At 70.8% G+C, this 20,132-nt stretch carries 19 protein-coding genes; 8 read left to right on the top strand and 11 right to left on the bottom strand.

Features of this window, described 5'->3' with window-relative positions; genetic code table 11:
- Positions 1–25: 25 nt before the first annotated feature.
- From C6C15_RS06285 to C6C15_RS06275, 3 genes are all read right to left on the bottom strand, one after another.
- The gene (locus tag C6C15_RS06285; protein ID WP_025103069.1) at positions 26–1,087 is read right to left on the bottom strand and encodes a hemolysin family protein; all 1,062 of its coding nucleotides are present in this window, start codon (positions 1,085–1,087) and stop codon (positions 26–28) included.
- Entirely contained in the window at positions 1,084–2,403 is a 1,320-nt protein-coding gene (locus C6C15_RS06280) for a hemolysin family protein (RefSeq protein ID WP_060923227.1), read from the bottom strand. Before C6C15_RS06280 ends, C6C15_RS06285 begins: the two co-directional genes overlap by 4 nt.
- Positions 2,404–2,516: 113 nt before the next feature.
- Positions 2,517–3,971 (bottom strand): GuaB1 family IMP dehydrogenase-related protein, encoded by a 1,455-nt coding sequence (locus tag C6C15_RS06275; protein ID WP_060923228.1) that lies wholly within the window; start codon positions 3,969–3,971, stop codon positions 2,517–2,519.
- A 161-nt stretch (positions 3,972–4,132) separates the two neighbouring features.
- Here C6C15_RS06275 and C6C15_RS06270 point away from each other — a divergent pair, with 161 nt between their 5' ends.
- Complete coding sequence (locus tag C6C15_RS06270) at positions 4,133–7,810, top strand: multifunctional oxoglutarate decarboxylase/oxoglutarate dehydrogenase thiamine pyrophosphate-binding subunit/dihydrolipoyllysine-residue succinyltransferase subunit (protein ID WP_060923229.1); 3,678 nt, start codon at positions 4,133–4,135, stop codon at positions 7,808–7,810.
- A gap of 63 nt (positions 7,811–7,873) precedes the next feature.
- On the opposite strand, the gene C6C15_RS06265 is transcribed toward C6C15_RS06270, so the two are convergent.
- From C6C15_RS06265 to C6C15_RS06255, 3 genes are read right to left on the bottom strand one after another with little or no spacing between them, the layout of a single operon-like run.
- Positions 7,874–9,175, bottom strand: a complete 1,302-nt coding sequence (locus tag C6C15_RS06265) for a GNAT family N-acetyltransferase (RefSeq protein WP_105949570.1) — start codon at positions 9,173–9,175, stop codon at positions 7,874–7,876.
- Positions 9,176–9,222: 47 nt separating this feature from the next.
- Complete coding sequence (locus tag C6C15_RS06260) at positions 9,223–9,468, bottom strand: zf-HC2 domain-containing protein (RefSeq protein ID WP_025103064.1); 246 nt, start codon at positions 9,466–9,468, stop codon at positions 9,223–9,225.
- Positions 9,465–10,070 carry a sigma-70 family RNA polymerase sigma factor gene (locus C6C15_RS06255; protein ID WP_200839056.1) on the bottom strand — a complete coding sequence of 202 codons (606 nt, stop codon included), beginning with the start codon at positions 10,068–10,070 and terminating at the stop codon, positions 9,465–9,467. Before C6C15_RS06255 ends, C6C15_RS06260 begins: the two co-directional genes overlap by 4 nt.
- Before the next feature lie 123 nt (positions 10,071–10,193).
- On the opposite strand from C6C15_RS06255, the gene aroA reads away from it, so the two are divergent.
- The 3 genes from aroA to bcp are packed head-to-tail and all read left to right on the top strand — an operon-like array spanning position 10,194 to position 13,067.
- A complete protein-coding gene (aroA, locus tag C6C15_RS06250) occupies positions 10,194–11,510 on the top strand; it encodes a 3-phosphoshikimate 1-carboxyvinyltransferase (protein WP_105949569.1) in 1,317 nt (438 codons plus the stop codon).
- A 3-nt stretch (positions 11,511–11,513) separates the two neighbouring features.
- Positions 11,514–12,584, top strand: a complete 1,071-nt coding sequence (gene rsgA, locus C6C15_RS06245; protein ID WP_060923175.1) for a ribosome small subunit-dependent GTPase A — start codon at positions 11,514–11,516, stop codon at positions 12,582–12,584.
- Between the two features lie 9 nt (positions 12,585–12,593).
- On the top strand, positions 12,594–13,067 hold the full coding sequence (gene bcp / locus C6C15_RS06240) for a thioredoxin-dependent thiol peroxidase (RefSeq protein ID WP_105949568.1): 474 nt from the start codon (positions 12,594–12,596) through the stop codon (positions 13,065–13,067).
- Between the two features lie 15 nt (positions 13,068–13,082).
- Here the strand turns inward: bcp and C6C15_RS06235 are convergent, their stop codons facing one another.
- The gene (locus C6C15_RS06235) at positions 13,083–13,469 is read right to left on the bottom strand and encodes a hypothetical protein (RefSeq protein ID WP_105949567.1); all 387 of its coding nucleotides are present in this window, start codon (positions 13,467–13,469) and stop codon (positions 13,083–13,085) included.
- Between the two features lie 230 nt (positions 13,470–13,699).
- Between C6C15_RS06235 and C6C15_RS06230 the strand changes: the two genes are divergently transcribed.
- Positions 13,700–13,948, top strand: a complete 249-nt coding sequence (locus C6C15_RS06230) for a WhiB family transcriptional regulator (RefSeq protein WP_017203224.1) — start codon at positions 13,700–13,702, stop codon at positions 13,946–13,948.
- A 60-nt stretch (positions 13,949–14,008) separates the two neighbouring features.
- Here C6C15_RS06230 and C6C15_RS06225 read toward each other — a convergent pair whose 3' ends face one another.
- Together C6C15_RS06225 and C6C15_RS06220 are read right to left on the bottom strand one after the other, a co-directional pair.
- Entirely contained in the window at positions 14,009–15,493 is a 1,485-nt protein-coding gene (locus C6C15_RS06225; RefSeq protein WP_060923178.1) for a sensor histidine kinase, read from the bottom strand.
- A 24-nt stretch (positions 15,494–15,517) separates the two neighbouring features.
- Positions 15,518–15,904: an Rv3235 family protein gene (locus C6C15_RS06220; protein WP_105949566.1), complete on the bottom strand. Its 387-nt coding sequence runs from the start codon at positions 15,902–15,904 to the stop codon at positions 15,518–15,520.
- 185 nt (positions 15,905–16,089) lie between these two features.
- Between C6C15_RS06220 and C6C15_RS06215 the strand changes: the two genes are divergently transcribed.
- Positions 16,090–16,701, top strand: coding sequence for a hypothetical protein (locus C6C15_RS06215; RefSeq protein WP_060923180.1), 612 nt, complete (start codon positions 16,090–16,092; stop codon positions 16,699–16,701).
- A gap of 3 nt (positions 16,702–16,704) precedes the next feature.
- On the opposite strand, the gene C6C15_RS06210 is transcribed toward C6C15_RS06215, so the two are convergent.
- Positions 16,705–16,983, bottom strand: coding sequence for a helix-turn-helix domain-containing protein (locus tag C6C15_RS06210; protein ID WP_060923181.1), 279 nt, complete (start codon positions 16,981–16,983; stop codon positions 16,705–16,707).
- Positions 16,984–17,081: 98 nt separating this feature from the next.
- Here C6C15_RS06210 and C6C15_RS06205 point away from each other — a divergent pair, with 98 nt between their 5' ends.
- Both C6C15_RS06205 and C6C15_RS06200 read left to right on the top strand, forming a co-directional pair.
- Entirely contained in the window at positions 17,082–17,702 is a 621-nt protein-coding gene (locus C6C15_RS06205; protein WP_060923182.1) for an SAF domain-containing protein, read from the top strand.
- Positions 17,699–18,982 (top strand): AAA family ATPase, encoded by a 1,284-nt coding sequence (locus C6C15_RS06200; RefSeq protein WP_105949565.1) that lies wholly within the window; start codon positions 17,699–17,701, stop codon positions 18,980–18,982. Before C6C15_RS06205 ends, C6C15_RS06200 begins: the two co-directional genes overlap by 4 nt.
- On the opposite strand, the gene C6C15_RS06195 is transcribed toward C6C15_RS06200, so the two are convergent.
- The gene (locus tag C6C15_RS06195) at positions 18,873–20,099 is read right to left on the bottom strand and encodes a pyridoxal phosphate-dependent aminotransferase (RefSeq protein ID WP_060923649.1); all 1,227 of its coding nucleotides are present in this window, start codon (positions 20,097–20,099) and stop codon (positions 18,873–18,875) included. The genes C6C15_RS06200 and C6C15_RS06195 overlap by 110 nt on opposite strands.
- Positions 20,100–20,132 lie beyond the last annotated feature (33 nt).

Here is a 20,132-nt window from a genome sequence, read left to right as displayed (position 1 = left end):
CCGGCGGCCTTCGCGTCTCCGGATGTCAGTGGCCGCGGACGCGACGGGTCGCGTCCTGCACCTCGCCGACGAGCTCCTCGAGGATGTCCTCCAGGAACAGCACGGCGGTGGTCTCCCCCCGGGCGTCGCGGACCTTGGCGAGGTGGCGACCGGCCCGGCGCATGACGGCGAGGGCGTCCTCCAGATCGGTGTCCTCCTGCACGGGCACCATGTGGTGGATGCGCTTGCCGGGGATCGGCTCGAGCACCTTGGCCTCGGCATCCGGGCCCTCCGAGGCCCGCAGGATGTCCTTGAGGTGGACGTAGCCGATCGGGACGTCCTCGTCGTCGACGATCACGTAGCGCGAGAACCCGTAGCGGGCCACCGCCTTCTCGATGTCGTCGGGCGTGGTCGTCTGCGGCAGCGTGACGAGGTCGCTCAGCGGAACGGCCACGTCGCGCGCCTTCTTGTCGGTGAACTCCACCGCGGCCGTCACCGTACCGGCGGTGTCCATGAGCACGCCCTCACGGCGCGACTGGTTGACGATGGTCGCCACCTCGTCGAGTGTGAACGTCGACGCCGCCTCGTTCTTCGGCTCCACCCGGAAGAGGCGCAGCACGCCGTTCGCCGCCGCGTTCAGCAGCCAGATCACCGGCATGAACACCTTCGACACCCACACCAGCGGCGTCGCCAGCAGCAGCACGGCCCGGTCCGGAATCGAGAACGCGAGGTTCTTCGGCACCATCTCGCCGAACACGACGTGCAGGAACGACACGATGAGCAGTGCGATCGTGAACGACACGACGTCCACCGCGCCGTCCGACCAGCCCAGCGCGTGCAGCGGCACGGCGAGCAGGTGGTGGATGGCGGGCTCGGAGACGTTCAGGATGAGCAGCGAGCAGATCGTGATGCCGAGCTGCGAGGTCGCGAGCATGAGCGTCGCGTGCTCCATGGCGTACAGCGCCGTCTTGGCCGGGCGCGAGCCACGCTCGGCCTTCGGCTCGATCTGCGAGCGCCGCGCCGAGATCACCGCGAACTCGGCGCCGACGAAGAACGCGTTCGCCGCCAGCAGGACGACGAGCCAGGCGAGGCCTCCCCAATCGCTCACAGGGACACCCCCTCGATGATGACGGCATCCGGTCTCGGGACGTAGCGCACCCGATCCACCCGGCGGCCGTCCATGCGGACGACCTGCAGCGTGCCGCTCTCCAGGGGCACCTCGTCCCCGACGACCGGCACCCGCTCGAGGACGCTCATGACGTAGCCGCCGACCGTGTCGTAGACATCACCCTCCGGCACCTCGACGCCCGCACGGCTGCGCAGCTCGTCCGGGCGCAGCTCGCCGGGGAAGGTCACCCCGTCGCGGTTGCGGATGATGCCGGCCCTCGTCCGGTCGTGCTCGTCGGACACCTCGCCGACGAGCTCCTCCACGAGGTCCTCCAGCGTCACGATGCCCGCCGTCCCGCCGTACTCGTCGACGACGACCGCGAGCTGGTAGCCGCGACCGCGGAGGTCGGAGATGAGCGCGTCGACATGGGCGGTCTCCGGCACGCGGAGCGGGTCGGTCGCGAGGGCCCCGACGGGCACCTCGGCGCGACGTTCCCGCGGCACCGAGATGGCGGCCTTGAGGTGCACGACGCCGGTGATGTCGTCGAGGTCCTCGTCGAACACCGGGAAGCGGCTGTGGCCGGTGCGCCGGGCGAGTTGGATCACGTCGTCCACGGAGTCGCCGGCGGCGATCGCGTGCATGCTCGGGCGCGCCGTCATGACGTCGGCCGCGGTGAGCCGCGAGAACGTGAGCGTGCGGTCCAGCAGCGTGGCGGTGTCGGCCTCCAGCACTCCGGCGCTCGCCGACCGTCGCACGAGCGACGACAGCTCCTCCGCGCTGCGCGCGCCGGAGAGCTCCTCCTTGGGCTCGATGCCCATGCTGCGCAGCACCCCGTTGGCGCTGCCGTTCAGCACGACCACCGCCGGCTTGAACACCGTCGTGAAGGCGATCTGGAAGGGCACGACGAGCTTCGCCGTGGCCAGGGGCAGCGCCAGCGCGAAGTTCTTCGGGACGAGCTCGCCGAGGATCATCGAGAGCACCGTCGCGACGAACATCGCCACCACGGTCGCGATGGGAGCGACGGCGGCTTCCGGGATGTTCCAGGCGACCAGCGTGGGACGCAGGAGGTTCGACAGCGCCGGCTCCATCGTGTATCCGGTCAGCAGCGTGGTCAGCGTGATGCCGAGTTGCGCGGAGGAGAGATGCGTCGAGGTGTGCCGCAGGGCGCTGATCGTCAGGGAGAGGCGGGACTCGCCTCGCGCCTGCCGCGCTTCCAGATCCGCGCGGTCGAGGTTCACGAGGGCGAACTCGCTCGCGACGAAGAGGCCGGTGCCGACCGTGAGCAGAAGCCCCACGCCCAACATGATGTAGTCCATCAGATCTTCCTCTCCGGGGAGAGAACGGGACGGTGGGGCGATGTTCGGCAACTGGGAGGGTCGTCCATAGTGCGCTCGATTCTACAGAAGCGGACTGTGGTCGCGGCAGGTGATCACCAGCTGACCGGCAGCGCCTTGCCCTCCTCGTAGCCGGCCGCCGACTGCAATCCGACGACGGCGCGCTCGTGGAACTCGGGCACGGTCGCGGCCCCGGCGTAGGTGAAGGACGACCGCACGCCCGATGTGATCATGTCGAGCAGGTCCTCGACTCCCGGGCGCAGCGGGTCGAGGTAGATCTTGGAGGAGGAGATGCCCTCGGCGAACAGCTCCTTGCGCGCCCGCTCGTAGGCGTCGAGCCGACCGAACCGCGCCTGCACGGCCTTGGTCGAGGCCATCCCCCACGACTCCTTGAACAGACGACCGTCCGTGTCGCGCTGGAGCTCGCCCGGGGCCTCGATCGTCCCGGCGAACCAGGAGCCGACCATGACGGAGGCGGCACCGGCCGCGAGCGCGAGGGCGACGTCGCGGGGGTAGCGCACCCCGCCGTCGGCCCAGACATGGGCTCCGGCCTCCGCGGCGGCCTGCGCGGTCTCCAGCACCGCGGAGAACTGGGGACGACCGACCGCCGTCATCATCCGTGTCGTGCACATCGCCCCCGGCCCGACGCCGACCTTGAGGATCGAGGCGCCCGCGTCGACGAGATCCCGCACGCCGTCCGCGGTGACGATGTTCCCCGCGACGATGGGGAGCCCGAGCCCGAGGGACGCGACCTCCTGCAGCGCCCGGAGCATGCCCTCCTGGTGGCCGTGCGCGGTGTCGACGACGAGCACGTCCACCCCGGCCGCCGCGAGCGCCTTCGCTTTCGCCCCGACGTCGCCGTTGATGCCGACCGCCGCGGCGACGGCGAGGCGCCCGTCGGCGTCCACGGCCGGCCGGTACAGCGTGGCGCGGAGGGCGCTGCGGGCGCTCAGCGTCCCGACGAGGTGGCCGTGGTGGATGACCGTGACCACTTCGACGTCCGCCTCGGTGATGACGTCGAAAGCGTGCCGTTCGGAGCCGATGTCGTCCGCGTCGATCGACGGCGTCCCCCGGTGCACGAGGTCGCCGAGCTGCGCGTCGGGCAGCGCGGTCGCGAGACGGGTGGCCGGGAGCACGCCGACGATGCGGTCGACGGGGATCGGTGCCGCACCGGAGGCGACGACGATCCCGTGGCCGGGGGCGGCGGGGAGCAGGCGGAGGGCGTCGGCGACGGTCGCCTCCGGGGGCAGCACGAGCGGCGTGTCCCAGAGCACCGGCTGCCCCTTCACGTCGCGGATCGCGGCGTCGAGCTCCTGGAGCGGGAGGTCCTGCGGCAGCACGCCCAGCGCCCCGCGGCGAGCGAGCACGGCGGCGATCCGCGGCCCGGTCACCGAGTTCATGTTCGCGGCGACGAGCGGCAGCGTCGCCGGGGTGCCGTCGTGCGGAGCGAGATCGACCTGGAGGCGACTGGTGACGGCCGAACGGCGCGGCACCAGGAAGACGTCCGAGTAGGTCAGATCGACGGTCGGCTGCGCACCTGAGAACTCCATGTCTCCACGGTACCCAGATCGGCGCGGCACGGGTCGGTCTCTTCGACGTCTCTGCGGTCGAAACAGGTTAGGCTTGGTGGTCGAGAGTGTGCGGGCCCGAGCGCATCCTGCGTCGTGCGTCCGCATCGGAGATCTTCAGCGATGAAAGAGGGCGATAGAGCGTGTCGAACCAGGTGACCGGCGTCGGTGGCGACGGGGGGTTCGGAGCCAATTCCTGGCTCGTCGAAGAGCTCTACGAGCAGTTCAAGGAGAACCGCGACTCGGTCGACAAGGAGTGGTGGCCCATTCTGGAGAAGTACCACTCCGAGACCACCGCAGCCGGAGGCGCTCCCGCCGCGACCGCGGCCCCGGCGCACCCCGTGACCGCTCCCATCCCCGTGATCGGTGCACAGCCCGTCGCCCGCACCACGGCGAAGCCGGCGGCCGCCGCGCCGATCCCCGCCCAGGCGCCGAAGCCGAAGCAGGAGTCCAAGGAGACGCAGCCGCCCTCCGAGGAGGACAAGGTCACCCCGCTGCGCGGTCTGCCGAAGACCCTCGCCGCGAACATGGACGAATCGCTCACCGTCCCCACCGCGACGAGCGTCCGCACGGTCCCGGCCAAGCTGATGATCGACAACCGCATCGTCATCAACAACCACATGGCCCGCACCCGCGGCGGCAAGGTCAGCTTCACCCACCTCATCGGCTGGGCCCTCATCCGCACCCTCGACGAGTTCCGCAGCCAGAACGTCTTCTACGCCGAGATCGATGGCAAGCCCTCCGTCGTGGCCCCGGCGCACGTCAACCTCGGCATCGCGATCGACCTGCCCAAGCCGGACGGCACCCGCGCTCTCATGGTCCCGAGCATCAAGCGTGCCGACACCATGACCTTCACCGAGTACCTCGCCGCCTATGAGGATCTCGTCACCCGCGCCCGCGCCAACAAGCTCACCGCCGCCGACTTCCAGGGCACGACGGTCTCGCTCACCAACCCGGGCGGCATCGGCACGGTGCACTCGGTCCCGCGTCTCATGAAGGGCCAGGGCTGCATCATCGGCGCCGGTGCTCTCGAGTACCCCGCGGAGTTCCAGGGCGCGAGCGACAAGACGCTCAACGAGCTGGCGATCGGCAAGACCATCACCCTCACGAGCACGTACGACCACCGCGTCATCCAGGGCGCCGGATCCGGCGAGTTCCTGAAGAAGGTGCACGAGCTGCTGATCGGCCAGCGCGGCTTCTACGACGACATCTTCGCGGCGCTGCGCATCCCGTACGCGCCGATCCGCTGGAACCCGGACATCGCGGTCGACCTCGCCGAGCGCGTGGACAAGCAGTCCCGCGTGCAGGAGCTCATCAACTCCTTCCGTGTGCGCGGCCACCTCATGGCCGACATCGACCCGCTCGAGTACCGTCAGCGTTCGCACCCGGACCTGGAGATCGAGAGCCACGGCCTGACGTTCTGGGACCTCGACCGCGAGTTCGTCACCGGCGGGTTCGGCGGGCGCCGCGTCGCCAAGCTCCGCGACATCCTCGGGGTGCTGCGCGACTCGTACTGCCGCACTCTCGGCATCGAGTACATGCACATCCAGGACCCGGAGCAGCGCCGCTGGTTCCAGGAGAAGGTCGAGGTCAAGTACCAGAAGCCCGGCCACGACGAGCAGCTGCGCGTGCTGCGCAAGCTCAACGAGGCCGAGGCCTTCGAGACCTTCCTGCAGACGAAGTTCGTCGGCCAGAAGCGCTTCTCGCTCGAGGGCGGCGAGTCGCTGATCCCGCTCCTCGACGAGATCCTCCAGGGCGCGGCCACGGCCGGGCTGGAGGGCGCCGCGATCGGCATGGCCCACCGCGGCCGCCTGAACGTGCTCACCAACATCGCCGGCAAGACGTACGGCCAGGTCTTCCGCGAGTTCGAAGGCACGCAGACGCCCGGCAACCAGCGCGGCTCGGGCGACGTGAAGTACCACCTGGGTACCGAGGGCACGTTCGTCGCCGACGACGGCTCCGCGCTGCCCGTGTACCTCGCCGCCAACCCCTCCCACCTGGAGACGGTCGACGGCGTGCTGGAGGGCATCGTCCGCGCCAAGCAGGACCGCAAGCCCATCGGCACCTTCGCCTGGCTGCCCATCCTCGTCCACGGCGACGCGGCCTTCGCCGGCCAGGGCGTCGTCGTCGAGACCCTGCAGATGTCGCAGCTGCGCGGCTACCGCACGGGCGGAACGATCCACGTGGTCGTCAACAACCAGGTCGGCTTCACCACGACGCCGAGCGACGCCCGCACCTCGGTCTACGCCACCGACGTCGCCAAGACGATCCAGGCGCCGGTCTTCCACGTGAACGGCGACGACCCCGAGGCCGTCATCCACGTCGCGCAGCTCGCGTTCGAGTACCGCGAGCGCTTCCACCGCGACGTCGTGATCGACCTCGTCTGCTACCGCCGTCGCGGCCACAACGAGGGCGATGACCCCTCGATGACGCAGCCGCTGATGACCGACCTCATCCAGGCGAAGCGCTCCGTCCGCCGCCTGTACACGGAGTCCCTCGTCGGTCGCGGCGACATCACCGAGGAGGAGTACGACGAGGCCAAGGCCGACTTCCAGAACCGTCTGGAGATCGCCTTCGCCGAGACGCACGCCGCCGAGACCGGCACGACCCCGATCGCCCCGGAAGAGGCCCCGCAGGTCGAGGACCAGGTCGGAGCCCCCGAGGTCACCGGTGTGCCGGCCGAGGTCATCCGCCTCATCGGCGACGCGTTCGTGAACAAGCCCGAGGGCTTCACGGTGCACCCGAAGATCCAGCAGCTGCTGGAGAAGCGCCTCGACATGAGCCGCAACGGGAACATCGACTGGGGCTTCGGCGAGCTGCTCGCCTTCGGCTCGCTCCTGGTGGAGGGCACCCCGGTGCGCCTCGCCGGCCAGGACTCGCGACGCGGGACCTTCGTGCAGCGGCACGCCGCGCTCCACGACCGTGCGAACGGCCAGGAGTGGCTGCCGCTGTCGAACCTGTCCGACGCGCAGGGCCGCTTCTTCGTCTACGACTCCCTCCTCAGCGAGTACGCCGCGCTCGGCTTCGAGTACGGCTACTCCGTGGAGGCTCCCGAGGCCCTGGTGCTGTGGGAGGCGCAGTTCGGCGACTTCGTCAACGGCGCCCAGTCGGTCATCGACGAGTACATCTCCGCCGCGGAGCAGAAGTGGGGTCAGCAGTCCAGCGTCACGCTCCTGCTCCCCCACGGCTACGAGGGCCAGGGACCGGACCACTCCTCCGCGCGCATCGAGCGGTTCCTGCAGCTGTGCGCGCAGGACAACATGATCGTGGCGCGCCCGTCGACCCCGGCGTCGCACTTCCACCTGCTGCGCCGTCAGGCCTACGCCCGTCCGCGCAAGCCGCTGATCGTGTTCACGCCGAAGGCGATGCTGCGCCTGCGCGGCGCGACGAGCCCGGTGGAGGCGTTCACCGGGGGCCGCTTCGAGCCGGTCCTCGACGACGACCGGGGTCTCGACCGTTCCGCCGTGAAGCGCGTGCTCGTGCACAGCGGCAAGGTGCATTGGGACCTCCGCGCCGAGCTGGAGAAGAACCCGAACCCGGAGATCGCCCTGGTGCGTCTGGAGCAGCTCTACCCGACGCCCATCGACGCGCTGAAGAAGATCACCGACTCGTACCCGAACGCCGAGCTCGTGTGGGTGCAGGAGGAGCCGGAGAACCAGGGCGCCTGGCCGTTCCTCGCTCTGGCCTTCGCCGACGTCCCCGGCGACCGCTCCTTCCGCCCGGTCTCGCGTCCGGCGTCGGCCTCGCCGGCGACGGGCTCGTCCAAGGTGCACGCGACCGAGCAGGCCGCGCTCATCCGCGCGGCGGTCACCCTGGGCTGACCGCCTCTGTGACGACGAAGGGCGCCCCGGCTTCGGCCGGGGCGCCCTTCTCCGTTCCGCGGGTCAGTACCAGATGTCGAGGGACGGCGCCGGGAAGGCGACGAACGCACGGTCCAGTGCCTCGACGGCGTCGACCGGGCCCGTGATCCGGCCTGCTCCATGCAGCGCGGCGACGCGGATGCTGCCGGCGTAGATCGACGAGAGCGCGGAGACGTCGAGGACGAGGTCCGCCTCGGCGCCCGGAGCGTCCTCGATGTCCGCGTGCCCCTGCGCGTCGACGCGGAGCCGCCAGGTGCCCGCGGCAAATCCCAGGGCGTCCTCGATGCGGAGCACGGTGTCCAGGGGCGCGGCGTAGGTCCGGGCCGTGAGCGCGGCGGGGACGTCCAGGACGCGAAGCCAGCCGTGGTCGTGCACCTCCTGGGTGACGCCGCGCGGGTCCGCGACCAGCCACGGCAGGGCGTCGTCGAGCGGTCGGAGATCGGCGGTCACCTCGTCGACGAGGTCGTGCTGCAGCGCGAACCGCCACAGCGCAGCCGTCGCCTCCGCCGTCTCGGCGACGAGCAGGCGCACGTGCAACGCGAACCGGAACGTGCCACCGCGCTCGGTGAGGTGGAAGGCCATCACGCCGCGCACCTGACCGGACTCGTCGCGATAGCGGATGCCGCGCACCCGGTCCCGGTCGGTGTCGGTGCTCGCGAGCCCGCTGATGCCCGCCCAGCGGGCCGCCCACCCCGGCACCTGGCCGGACCGCGCGGTACGGGCGCGCTCGTGCGCCTCCGCCAGGGCCTCGGCGAGCTCCTCGCGCTCGAGGTACTCCACGCGGCCGGCCGGGACGGGGCCCGCCCAGCCGGCGCGGCGCACGTCCACGGTGAACCGCGCCACGGGGACGGCGGAGCCGAAGCCGTACCGCCCGTAGATGGTCGCCTCGGACACCGTGAGGCCCGCGACGGGGAGGCCGGCATCGACGGCGGCGCGCAGCTCGCCCTCCAGCAGGGCGCGCGCGATGCCACGGCGGCGATGCGTGCCGGCCACGGTGACCCCGCTGATCGCCCACATCCCGATCTCGCTGCCGGGGATCGTCAGCGGTGTCACCCAGGAGTCGATGGTCGCCACCGGGAGGCGGTCGGCCGGGGCGTCGGTCTCGTAGACGCCGATGTTTCGCCGGCTCTTCAGGGTGCCGACACCTTCCTCGCGAGCCGTCTCCGAGGGGTCGGCACCGAGGAACCCGCGGGCCATCGCGCGCTGGAAGGCGGCCACGCGCGTGGCGTCCGTCGTATCCAAGACCCGATAGTCGAGGCCGTCCTCCGCGAGGCGGTCGACGGACGTCTGGTCAGCGGGGATCCCGCGTGCATCGATGAGGGCCATGCACACAGCCTACGGGCGGTCTCCGACGCTCCGCGCCCGGGGGACGCTCAGTGCTGCGCGGCCTGGACCTCGCGGAGCCGGGCGAACACCTGGTCCCGCAGCTCCTCCGGAGCGGTCTCCTTGCAGGCGCGGGCGATGACCTCGGTGAGGGTCGTCGCCACCAGAGCCTCGTCCCGGCATGCCGGGCAGTTCTCCAGGTGCTCGCGGATCTCGGCGTGCTCGGTCTTGCACACCTCGTTGCGGAGGTACTCCTCCAGATCCTGACGGGCCTTGTCGCAGCCGCAGTCGCTCATTTCTTGCTCCTCGGGTCAGCCGCGGCGATTCCCCGCTCCGCGGCGTAGTCGGCCAGCAGCTCCCGCAGCATCCGCCTGCCACGGTGCAGACGGCTCATCACGGTGCCGATGGGGGTCTTCATGATGTCGGCGATCTCCTGGTACGCGAAGCCCTCGACGTCGGCGAGGTACACCGCGAGCCGGAAGTCCTCCGGAACCGCCTGCAGCGCGTCCTTCACGACCGACGCCGGCATGCGGTCGATGGCCTCCGCCTCCGCCGACCGGCTGTGCGACGCCGTCGTCGACTCCGCGCCGCCGAGCTGCCAGTCCTCGAGCTCGTCGATGGTGCCCTGGAACGGCTCGCGCTGCCGTTTGCGGTAGATGTTGATGTACGTGTTGGTGAGGATGCGGTACAGCCACGCCTTGAGGTTCGTGCCCTGCGCGAAGGTCGACCACGAGCCGTAGGCCTTGACGAAGGTCTCCTGCACGAGATCGGCGGCGTCAGCGGGATTGCGCGTCATGCGCATCGCGGCGGCGTAGAGCTGGTCCATGAAGGGGAGCGCCTGCTCCTCGAACTCGCGCCGAGGGTCGCCGACGGTGGCTGCGGTTGCGGTGTCGTCCATCACCGGCCAGTCTAGGCGGCTGAGGTCGATCACCTCGCGTTCCAGCGTCGCAGGCATCCTCTTCCCTTCGCACGGGTGCCGCCTCTCACGAGGACGGCGTTGCGTTTACTAAGGTGAGAACCGATGAGCGCCAAAAGGTATTCCCCCACCCGTGTGCAGGGCGCCTACCCCGCGCCCACGATCGACGGCCCGGTGCACGCCGAGCTCACGATCCCCGGCTCCAAGTCCCTCACGAACCGCGAGCTCCTCATCGCGGCGATCGCGGACGGCCCCGGCCGCCTGATCGCGCCGCTGCACTCCGACGATTCGCAGCGCATGGTGGAGGCCCTCCGCGCACTCGGCGTCGGCATCGAGGAGGTCGACGCCGGTCATGAGTTCGGTCCCGATCTCGTGATCACGCCGGGCAAGCTCCGCGGCGGCACGACGATCGACTGCGGCCAGGCCGGGACCGTCATGCGCTTCATCGCGCCGCTGGCCGGCCTCGCGGAGCAGGACGTCCACCTCACCGCGCACGAGACGGCCCTGCACCGGCCCATGGGCGGGCTCATCAGCGCCCTGCGCGACCTCGGCGTCGACATCGACGACGAGGGCACCTGGGCCCTCCCGTTCACCATCCGCGGCCACGGCCACATCCGCGGCGGTCGCGTGGAGATCGACGCGTCGGCCTCCAGCCAGTTCGTGTCCGGGCTGCTGCTCGCGGCCCCGCGTTTCGACGTCGGCCTGCACCTCGTGCACACGGGCGAGCGGCTGCCGAGCCTGCCGCACATCGACATGACCATCGAGGCGCTGAGCCGCCGCGGCATCCGCATCGAGCGTCCCGCCGTGGGCGAATGGCTGGTGGAGGCCGGAGTCCCCCGTGCCAAGGAGATCCCGATCGAGCCGGATCTCTCCAACGCCGCCCCGTTCCTCGCGGCGGCCCTCGTCGCCGGAGGCTCCGTCGCGATCACCGGCTGGCCGGCGCACTCGACCCAGCCCGGAGCGCTGCTCCCCGAGATCCTGCAGGCGGCGGGTGCGCACGTCAGCCGTCACGGCGGGGTGCTCACCGTGCGGGCAGGGTCCGGAATCCGCGGACTGGATCTCGATCTCTCCGCCGCCAGCGAGCTGACGCCGACCCTCGTCGGTCTCGCGGCCTTCGCCGACGGCCCCACGACCATCCGCGGCATCGGCCACATCCGCCTCCACGAGACCGACCGGATCGCGGCGCTCGTCGGGAACCTGCGCGCGCTCGGCGGGACCGCCGAGGAGCTCCCCGACGGCATCCGCATCGTTCCCGGCCCGCTCCGGGGCGGTACCTGGGCCGCGCACCACGATCACCGGATGGCGACGACCGGCGCGCTGATCGGCCTCCGCGTCCCCGACGTGATCATCGATGACATCGGCACCACCGCCAAGACCCTCCCGGAGTTCACCATGCTCTGGGAGCGGATGCTGCGAGGCTGACGGGTGAGCTGGCTGAACGACGCCGACGACCTCGAAGACGACTTCGAGGACTACGACGAGAGCAGCATCCGCACCCGGCCGAACCCGAAGGCCAACCGTCCCCGCACCAAGCGACGCCCCGCGCACGAGGACGCGCAGATCGGCCGCGTCCTGGGCGTCGACCGTGGCCGGTACTCCGTGCTCCTCGACGAGGACACCGCGCAGGAGCGTACGATCACCGCCGCCCGCGCGCGAGAGCTGCGGCGCACGCCGATCGTCACGGGCGACCGGGCCCGCGTCGTCGGCGACACCTCGGGCGACGAGGGCACGCTCGGCCGGATCGTGGGAATCGTCGAGCGCACCTCGCTCCTCCGCCGCAGCGCCGACGACACCGACGAGGTCGAGCGGGTGATCGTCGCGAACGCGGACCAGATGCTCGTCGTCGTGGCCGCCGCCGACCCGGAGCCGCGTGCCCGGCTCGTCGATCGCTATCTCGTCGCGGCCCTGGACGCCGGTATCCGCCCGCTCCTCGTCGTGACGAAGACCGATCTCGCCGACCCCGCCCCCTTCCTCGCGCACTTCGAGGGCCTCGACCTCCGTGTGTTCACGAGCGCACAGGACGAGATGCCGGTCGACGAGATCGGCGCCGCACTCATCGGCCACTCGACGGTGTTCGTCGGACACTCCGGTGTCGGCAAGTCGACGCTGGTGAACGCCCTGGTGCCCACCGCGGGCCGCGCCACCGGACACGTGAACCAGGTCACCGGCCGCGGGCGTCACACCTCCTCCTCCACCGTCTCGCTGCGCTACGAGAGCGCCGACGGCTCCGGCTGGGTAATCGACACCCCCGGTGTCCGCTCCTTCGGCCTCGGGCACGTCGACCCCGCGAACATCCTCGCCGCCTTCACCGAGCTCGCCGTCATCGCGGAGGACTGCCCCCGCGGCTGCACCCACCTCCCCGACGCTCCCGACTGCGCCCTCATCGAGGCGGCGGACCGCGGCGAGCTGAGCGAGACCGGACGCGCTCGCCTCGACTCGCTGCAGCGCCTCCTGCAGACCTTCGCCGACAAGGCGGAGCAGCCCCCCGGACGATAAGCTGGGGCCGTGACCGAACGCCTGGAAACCGGAACCGCCGCCCCCGACTTCTCCCTGCTCGACCAGGACGGGAACACCGTCCGCCTGGCCGATCTGCGCGGCACGAAGACGGTGCTGTACTTCTACCCGGCCGCCATGACGCCGGGGTGCACGACGGAGGCCTGCGACTTCCGCGACAGCATCTCGTCGCTGCAGGGCGCCGGGTATCAGGTCGTCGGCGTCTCGCGGGACGAGCCGGCGAAGCTCGCCGCCTTCCGCGACCGCGACGGCCTCACGTTCCCGCTGCTCAGCGACCCCGACCACGCGGTGCACGAGGCGTACGGCGCCTGGGGCGAGAAGATGAACTACGGCAAGGTCGTCGAAGGCGTGATCCGCTCGACGTTCGTCCTCGACGAGGACGGCGTCATCACGAGCGCGCAGTACAACGTGAAGGCCACGGGCCACGTCGCGCGGCTGCGCAAGCAGCTCGGCATCGACGCCTGACAGGGCGGCGCGGACTCACTCCGCTTCGCGTCGGGTCCCCTCCCGGCGCGCGCTCGCTATGAGGAGCGCGAAGCCCGCGACAGCCGGGATGCCGAGTCCGAGCACGAAGGCCCACGGGATGGGCGGCAGCGTGAGGGCGCCGAGCGCCAGGGCGATCGCGAGGACCTGGAACACCACCCCGCCCGATCGCGCCCAGGAGCGTCCGGCGCGAGTGCCGAACGCGAAGGCCGCGAGCGCGGCGGCGCCGATCAGCGTCAGGACGATGAGAGCGATGGCCGTCGGCAGCGACGCGGCGTCCCCGGCCCCGAGTCCGGCCAGCTCGATCACGGCGAAGACGAGCAGGGCGACGGCTTCCACCGCCAGCACGGCGGCGGCGGCGCGGGCGATTCCCGGTGCGCGCACGGGTGTCCTCCCGGGGATCGAATGACGAGAAAACCCTTGATTTCAGGGTATTCATGTAACAGAATAGAGAAAGTCATGTGCTCCCACAGCGGCGTGGGGCGAACGTTCGCGTTCGCATCACAATCAGCGGGCATCCGCCCGTATCTCAACAGGGTAGCGGAACCCGAACCGTCGCCCGAATCGAGAGGTCGCATCGCGACATCTCATGAAATCCACACCGAGGAGCCCCCATGGACTGGCGTGACAAGGCCGCCTGCCTGACCGTCGACCCCGAACTGTTCTTCCCCGTCGGGAACACCGGCCCGGCCGTCGATCAGATCGAGAAGGCCAAGACCGTCTGCGCGACGTGCACGGTCACCGAGATCTGCCTGCAGTACGCCCTGGAGACCAGCCAGGACTCGGGCGTCTGGGGCGGCCTGTCCGAAGACGAGCGCCGCGCGCTCAAGCGTCGCGCCGCACGCGCCCGTCGCGCCTCCTGAGATTCGCGAAGCGGCCTGAGACATCGTCTCAGGCCGCTTCTGCATGTTCCGGGCAGAGCGTCAGCGCTCGAGCCAGCGCAGCGGGATGTCGATGACCACCTCGGTCCCCTCGCCCTCACTCCCCCGCCAGTCGATCGTGCCGCCGAGCTCGCCCTGGATCAGGGTGCGGATGATCTGGGTGCCCAGGCCCTGACCGATCCGGCCCTCCGGGAGCCCGTGGCCCGTGTCGCGGACCGTCACGCGGAGGTTGTCCTCGGTGCGCTTGGCGTCGATGGTCACGACACCCTCCTGCCCGGCGAGGCCGTGCTCCACCGCATTGGTCACGACCTCCGTCAGGGCCAGGGCCAACGGAGTGGCGTACTCGCTCGGGAGCACGCCGAAGTGTCCCGTCGACTGGGTGCGGGCGCGCGTGTTGGGAGCCGACGCCACTTCGGCGACGAGCTTGAGCACGCGATGGAAGACCTCGTCGAAGTCGACTTTCTGCGTCAGCCCCTGGGCGAGGGTATCGTGCACGACCGCGATCGCGTCCACACGGCGCATGGCCTGCGTGAGAGCATCCCGCGCCTCGTCGGAGTGCGTGCGTCGGGCCTGGATCCGGAGCAGGGAGGCCACGGTCTGCAGGTTGTTCTTGACGCGGTGGTGGATCTCCCGGATCGTCGCGTCCTTGGTGATGAGTTCCTGCTCCTGGTGGCGCAGCTCCGAGACGTCGCGGCAGAGCACGATGGCCCCGATGCGTGTGCCGTGATCCTTCAGGGGGATGGCGCGGAGCGAGACCGTCACGCCACGCGCCTCGATGTCCGTCCGCCAAGGCGCCCGACCGGTCACCACCACGGGCAGCGACTCGTCGACCTGCCGGGAGGGCGGCACGAGCCGGGTGGTCACCTCGGCAAGGGACTCCCCCTCCAACTCGTCGTCGAAGCCCATCCGATTGAACGCGGACAGGGCGTTGGGGCTGGCGAAGGTCGTGATGCCGTCCACGTCGATCCGGATCAGCCCGTCGGACGCCCGGGGAGCGCCACGGCGCGGTGACGTGGGGGCTGCCGGGTCCGGGAAGCTGCCGTCCGCGATCATGCGGAACAGGTCGTTGGCACACTCGTCGAAGGTGATCTGCTGACGCGACGGCGTGCGCACCTCCCCGAGGTTGGTGTGCCGTGTGACCACGCCGATCACGCGAGGAGCCTTGTCCTCACCCCGACGCTCGATGACGATCGGGACGGCGCGGACCCTGGTCGGTGTCTCCTCGAACCAGTCGGGTGAGGAGGAGTCCACGATCTCCGCCGACTCGAAGGCACCCTGCACCTGCGTGCGCCACTGCGGACGCACCCGCTCCCCGACGATGTCGCGGTAGAACAGCGTCGCCGCGCCGCTCGGTCGTGCGTGCGCGACGGCGACGAACGATCCGTCGTCCGTCTGGATCCACAGGACGATGTCGGCGGAGGCGAGGTCCGCGAGGAGCTGTCCGTCACCGGCGAGCCGGTGCAGCCACTCCACGTCGTCGTCGGTCAGAAGGCCCTGGGCCTGGGCGAGATCACTGAGGGTTGACACCTCACCAGCCTAGGCTCCCCCGCCTCAGAGGATGGCGAGCGACGTCGCGCGCCACCGGTGGTCGAGCCCTTCCAGCCGGAGGGCCACCGCGCGCGTGCGCCCCGGTCCCGCCACCACCACGACAGCCTCCACGATGCCGTCCCGCGGGTGGGTCACCCGCACAGTGCGGATGACGAAGGTGGGCCGCGTCGGCGCGACACCACGAGCGCTGCGCGCACGGGCGGCGAGGTTGGCCCGGACGACCACGCTGCGGTAGGCCTCCTCGCTGAACCACCGGGCGAGCTGGTCCACCTCCCGCACCCCCGCGAGAGCCTCGAGCGCGCCCTGGGTGAGGCTCCGCACGAGAAGTGCGGGGTCCGGAAGCTCATCGGCCGGGGTGGGCTGCGGTCCGAAGTACTCGGCCAGCATCATCTCGATCTCCCTTCGAAGGGGTCGGCGAGCCGTCAGTAGAACACGTTCCCGGTGCGGCACGGGCTCCACCGGCCCAGGTCTGTGGACAACCCGTAGACGACCGCAGCACGGGCCGGAAGGAGTGCGGTCTCGGCAGGGATGTGGATAACTCGGAGGAGGCGACGCCCGCCCCTACGCTCGGTCGGGTGCACTGGGAATCCCTCTTCGACGACTTGGAAGGACAGCTCGCCGCGGAGTGGGAGGCGGAACGCGCCGCCCGCGACGCCGAATCCGAGCGGCTCCGCATCGCCCGGCTCGATCTGCGCGCACGATTGCGTCATCTGTGCGACGAGCGCACCGACACGACGCTCCACCTCGCCGACGGCGCCCGTGTCCCCGTCGGGCTGCGGTCCTTGGGAGTGGACTGGCTCGCCGCCGTCTCCCGGGTGCCCCAGGGCGCGCGCGTGCCGAGCTCCATGCTGCTGATCCCGATGACGTCGGTCCTCGGGCTCACCGTCGACCATGGCTCGATGCTGAGCAGCCTCGTCGACGAGAGCCAGGGAGCGCCGACGCTCCGCGAGCGGATGTCGCTGGGTTTCGCTCTCCGCGACCTCGCGCGTCGTCGCCTCCCGGTGCACCTCCGTCTCCTTGTCGGGGACGACCTCCACGGGACCATCGATCGCGCCGCCGCCGATCACCTCGACCTCGCCGAGCACGACAGCGGCGCAGCTCGTCGGGCCGACGCCGTCCGAGGATTCAGGATGGTGCCGTACGCGGCGCTGGCGGCGATCCGGGTGCAGGGGACGGCGACGCTCTGACGCTCAGCGGTGCCGCGCCGCGGAGGAGCCCCACAGCTCGGGGAAGCTCGCGGCCTGCGACTGCCGCCACAGGGCCATCCGGCGCGCCTCCTCCGTCTGCGCGGCCAGGTACTCCTCGATGCTCGGCTCCTCGATGCGCCAGCGCGCGGGAGCGCCCAGGGGGGCACCGCGAAGATGACCGGCGTGGACGAGCGCGATGACCTCGTCCACGTCGATGCTCAGCAGCTCTGCCACCTGCGCTGGCGCGAGGAACCGGGGGGTGTGCGGGTGCGGGGGTGTCATGCCCTCATTCTGGGTGCCCACGGCGCGCGCCGTACGGGCAGGCGCGAGCCTGTGGATAACTCGACGGCCCAGAACCCTGCGTCTGTGACCATATCGCCATGGCCCCGCTCTCCCGCTCCCCTCGTCGCTTCCGCGGTGATGCCCGCTTCGCGGTGGGTATCGTGCTCGTCCTCGCATCGATCGCCGGCGTCTGGTTCGTCCTCACCTCGTCCGACCAGGCGGTCCCGGTGCTCCAGGCACGACGCACGATCGCTCGCGGGGAGGTCCTCCGTGCCGCCGATTTCGAGACGGTCGATGTGGCGCTCGGCGCGGTGTCCGACGAGTACCTCCGGCCGGATCAGCTCCCTGCGGGACAGGTCGCCGTCCGAACGCTGACGGAGGGCGAGCTGGTGCCAAGGACGGCGATGACCGCGGCCTCGGACAGTCGCACCACCACGGTCGTCGTCGAGAGCAGCGTGGGTCTCCCGGAGGACGTCGCGGCGGGAACCGAGGTGGAGATCTGGCAGGCACCGCTGCGCGAGGACGGACGCTCGTACGATGAACCCCGCATCCTCGTGGGGGACGTCGTCGTCCGCGCTGTCCTCGAGCCGGAGGGACTGCTGGCGGAGAATGCGGCGGAGCTGGAGATCGTGATCGATCGGAGCGACGTCGCTGCGGTCCTCGCCGCGGTCACCGGTGGCGCCGCGCTCTCCGTCGTCCCGGTCGGAGCCGGGTCGTGAGCGTCGTCCTCCTCGCCGTGACCCAGCCTCGAGCCGACGAGCTGGTCGCCGAACTCGAATGGGAGGGCGTCTCCGCCCTCAGCCTCCCATCCGCGTCCGCTTCCGCGATCATCGCCCGTCTGCGACCGGACGTGGAGGCTGTCGTCGCCCCCGCGACCAGGGCTGTGCTGACCCCCGAACTCCTTTCGGCGTGCGATCGCGCCGGCGTCCGCATCGTCACCCTCGGAGGCACGGACAGCCGGGCGGTCATGCGGATGGGCCTGGCCCCGCCCCTGCGCACGGATGCTCCGGGATGGGAGATCGCTGCAGCGCTCTCCACCGACGTGCGGCACCCTGTCACGGGCCCGCCGAGGGCGGCGTCCCGCCTCACGGCCATCTGGGGCTCGCACGGAGCGCCAGGACGCTCCACGATCGCCGTTCAGCTCGCCGTGGAACTCGCGCGGCGCGGGCGCCGGACGGCGCTGATCGACGCCGACACCGTGGCGCCCTCTCTGGCTCTGCTCCTCGGGATGGACGACGACGCCCCAGGGCTCGCGGCAGCCTGCCGTCGCGCCGAGGCCGGTGCGCTCGATCCGGCCGAACTGACCCGCCTGTCCGCCCGGCTCGCCGCAGGCGGCGCCGAGGTCGACGTGCTGGCGGGCCTCAACCGTCCGAGCCGCTGGCCCGAGCTCTCCGACGCGCGGATGCGGGCGACGCTGTCGGTCTGCCGGAGGTGGGCGGAAGAGACCGTGGTGGACGTCTCGGCCGCCGTCGACACGGACGAGGAGGCGATGTACGACGTGGTCGGCCCGCGGCGACACGCCGCGACCGTCGCGACGTTGAGCGAGGCGGACCGGGTCGTGGCCGTGGCCCTGGCGGACCCGCTGGGGGTCAGCCGCTTCCTGCGGGACCATGCAGAGCTGCGGCGTCTGGTCGGCCAGACGCCGGTGACGGTCGTCGTGAACCAGGTCCGTCCCGGGCCGCTCGGCCTCGACGCCCGAAGTCAGATCCGACGCACGCTGGAGCGGTTCGCCGGGCTCACCGATATCGCCTTCCTCCCGCTGGACCGCCGTGCCGTCGATGCGGCTCTCCTGCATGCCCGGCCGATCTCCGATGTCGCGCCGCGGTCGGCGCTGGTCGCCGCCGTGCGCCGGCTCGCGGCCGACCTCGACCGCTCCGTCTCCGGGGAGACTACTGCCGGTAGCTCGACAGGAAGTTCCCGAGGCGCTCGACGGCTTCGCTCAGCACTCGCGGCTCTGGCAGGGTCACGAGGCGCAGGTGATCCGGCGTCGGCCAGTTGAAGCCCGTCCCCTGCACGAGCAGGATGTGCTCGGACACCAGCAGATCGTAGACGAGCTTGGCGTCGTCGCGGATCTCGTGCACGTTCGGGTCCAGTCGGGGGAACGCGTAGAGGGCGCCCTGAGGCTTCACGCAGGACACACCGGGGATGGCCTCCAGCCCCTCCCAGGCGATGTCGCGCTGCTCGTGCAGCCGCCCGGTCGGGGCGATCAGGGCGTCGATCGACTGCACGCCGGACAGCGCCGCCTGGACGGCGTGCTGCGCCGGGACGTTCGGGCAGAGCCGGGTCGAGGCCAGCAGCGTGATGCCCTCGATGAAGCCCTTGGCGTGGTCCTGCGGGCCCGTGACGACCATCCAACCGGACCGGTAGCCGGCCACGCGGTAGGTCTTGGAGAGCCCGTTGAACGTGAGGCAGAGCAGGTCGGGGGCCAGGGTCGCCGTCGGGATGTGCACCGCGTCGTCGAACAGGATGCGGTCGTAGATCTCGTCGGAGAGGATGAGGAGCTGGTGCTCGCGCGCGATCTGCACGAGGCCCTCCAGCACCTGCCGGGAGTAGACCACGCCGGTGGGGTTGTTCGGGTTGATGATCACGAGCGCCTTGGTCCGCGGCGTGATCTTCGACCGGATGTCCTCGAGGTCGGGCTGCCAGCCCGCGTCCTCGTCGCAGAGGTAATGGACGGGCGTGCCACCCGCGAGGCTGGTCATGGCCGTCCACAGCGGGTAGTCGGGCGCGGGGATGAGGACCTCGTCCCCCTCGTCCAGCAGCGCCTGCATGGTCATGGTGATGAGCTCGGAGACCCCGTTGCCGAGGTACACGTCATCGGGATCGAAACGGGGGAACCCGTCGATCTCCTCGTACCTGCTCACCACGGCACGCCGGGCGGAGATGATGCCCTTGCTGTCGCTGTACCCGTGGGCCGTGGGGAGCGCGGCGAGCATGTCGTGCACGATCTGATGCGGGGCGTCGAAGCCGAAGATCGCGGGATTGCCGGTGTTGAGCTTGAGGATCCGGTGGCCCTCTGCTTCCAATCGCGCCGCCTCGACGAGGGCGTTTCCGCGGATCTCGTACAGGACGTTCTTGAGCTTCGACGACTGGTCGAAGGTGCGCGATGGTGTCATCGATCAAGCCTACAGGGACGACAGGAGGGCCAA

This window comes from Microbacterium sp. str. 'China', from assembly GCF_002993305.1.
In the GTDB taxonomy this organism is placed as follows: domain Bacteria; phylum Actinomycetota; class Actinomycetes; order Actinomycetales; family Microbacteriaceae; genus Microbacterium; species Microbacterium paraoxydans.
Note: the sequence above shows the minus strand (reverse complement) of the source record. Positions and strands in the feature narration are given on the sequence as shown.

Excerpts from the sequence above, each read along its gene's own strand:
- C6C15_RS06210 (WP_060923181.1), bottom strand. The coding sequence starts at position 16,983 with ATGACACCCCCGCACCCGCACACCCCCCGGTTCCTCGCGCCAGCGCAG.
- C6C15_RS06260 (WP_025103064.1), bottom strand. The coding sequence starts at position 9,468 with ATGAGCGACTGCGGCTGCGACAAGGCCCGTCAGGATCTGGAGGAGTAC.
- C6C15_RS06265 (WP_105949570.1), bottom strand. The coding sequence starts at position 9,175 with ATGGCCCTCATCGATGCACGCGGGATCCCCGCTGACCAGACGTCCGTC.
- C6C15_RS06195 (WP_060923649.1), bottom strand. The coding sequence starts at position 20,099 with ATGACACCATCGCGCACCTTCGACCAGTCGTCGAAGCTCAAGAACGTC.
- aroA (WP_105949569.1), top strand. The coding sequence starts at position 10,194 with ATGAGCGCCAAAAGGTATTCCCCCACCCGTGTGCAGGGCGCCTACCCC.
- C6C15_RS06230 (WP_017203224.1), top strand. The coding sequence starts at position 13,700 with ATGGACTGGCGTGACAAGGCCGCCTGCCTGACCGTCGACCCCGAACTG.
- C6C15_RS06275 (WP_060923228.1), bottom strand. The coding sequence starts at position 3,971 with ATGGAGTTCTCAGGTGCGCAGCCGACCGTCGATCTGACCTACTCGGAC.
- C6C15_RS06255 (WP_200839056.1), bottom strand. The coding sequence starts at position 10,070 with ATGGACGACACCGCAACCGCAGCCACCGTCGGCGACCCTCGGCGCGAG.
- C6C15_RS06205 (WP_060923182.1), top strand. The coding sequence starts at position 17,082 with ATGGCCCCGCTCTCCCGCTCCCCTCGTCGCTTCCGCGGTGATGCCCGC.
- C6C15_RS06220 (WP_105949566.1), bottom strand. The coding sequence starts at position 15,904 with ATGATGCTGGCCGAGTACTTCGGACCGCAGCCCACCCCGGCCGATGAG.
- C6C15_RS06280 (WP_060923227.1), bottom strand. The coding sequence starts at position 2,403 with ATGGACTACATCATGTTGGGCGTGGGGCTTCTGCTCACGGTCGGCACC.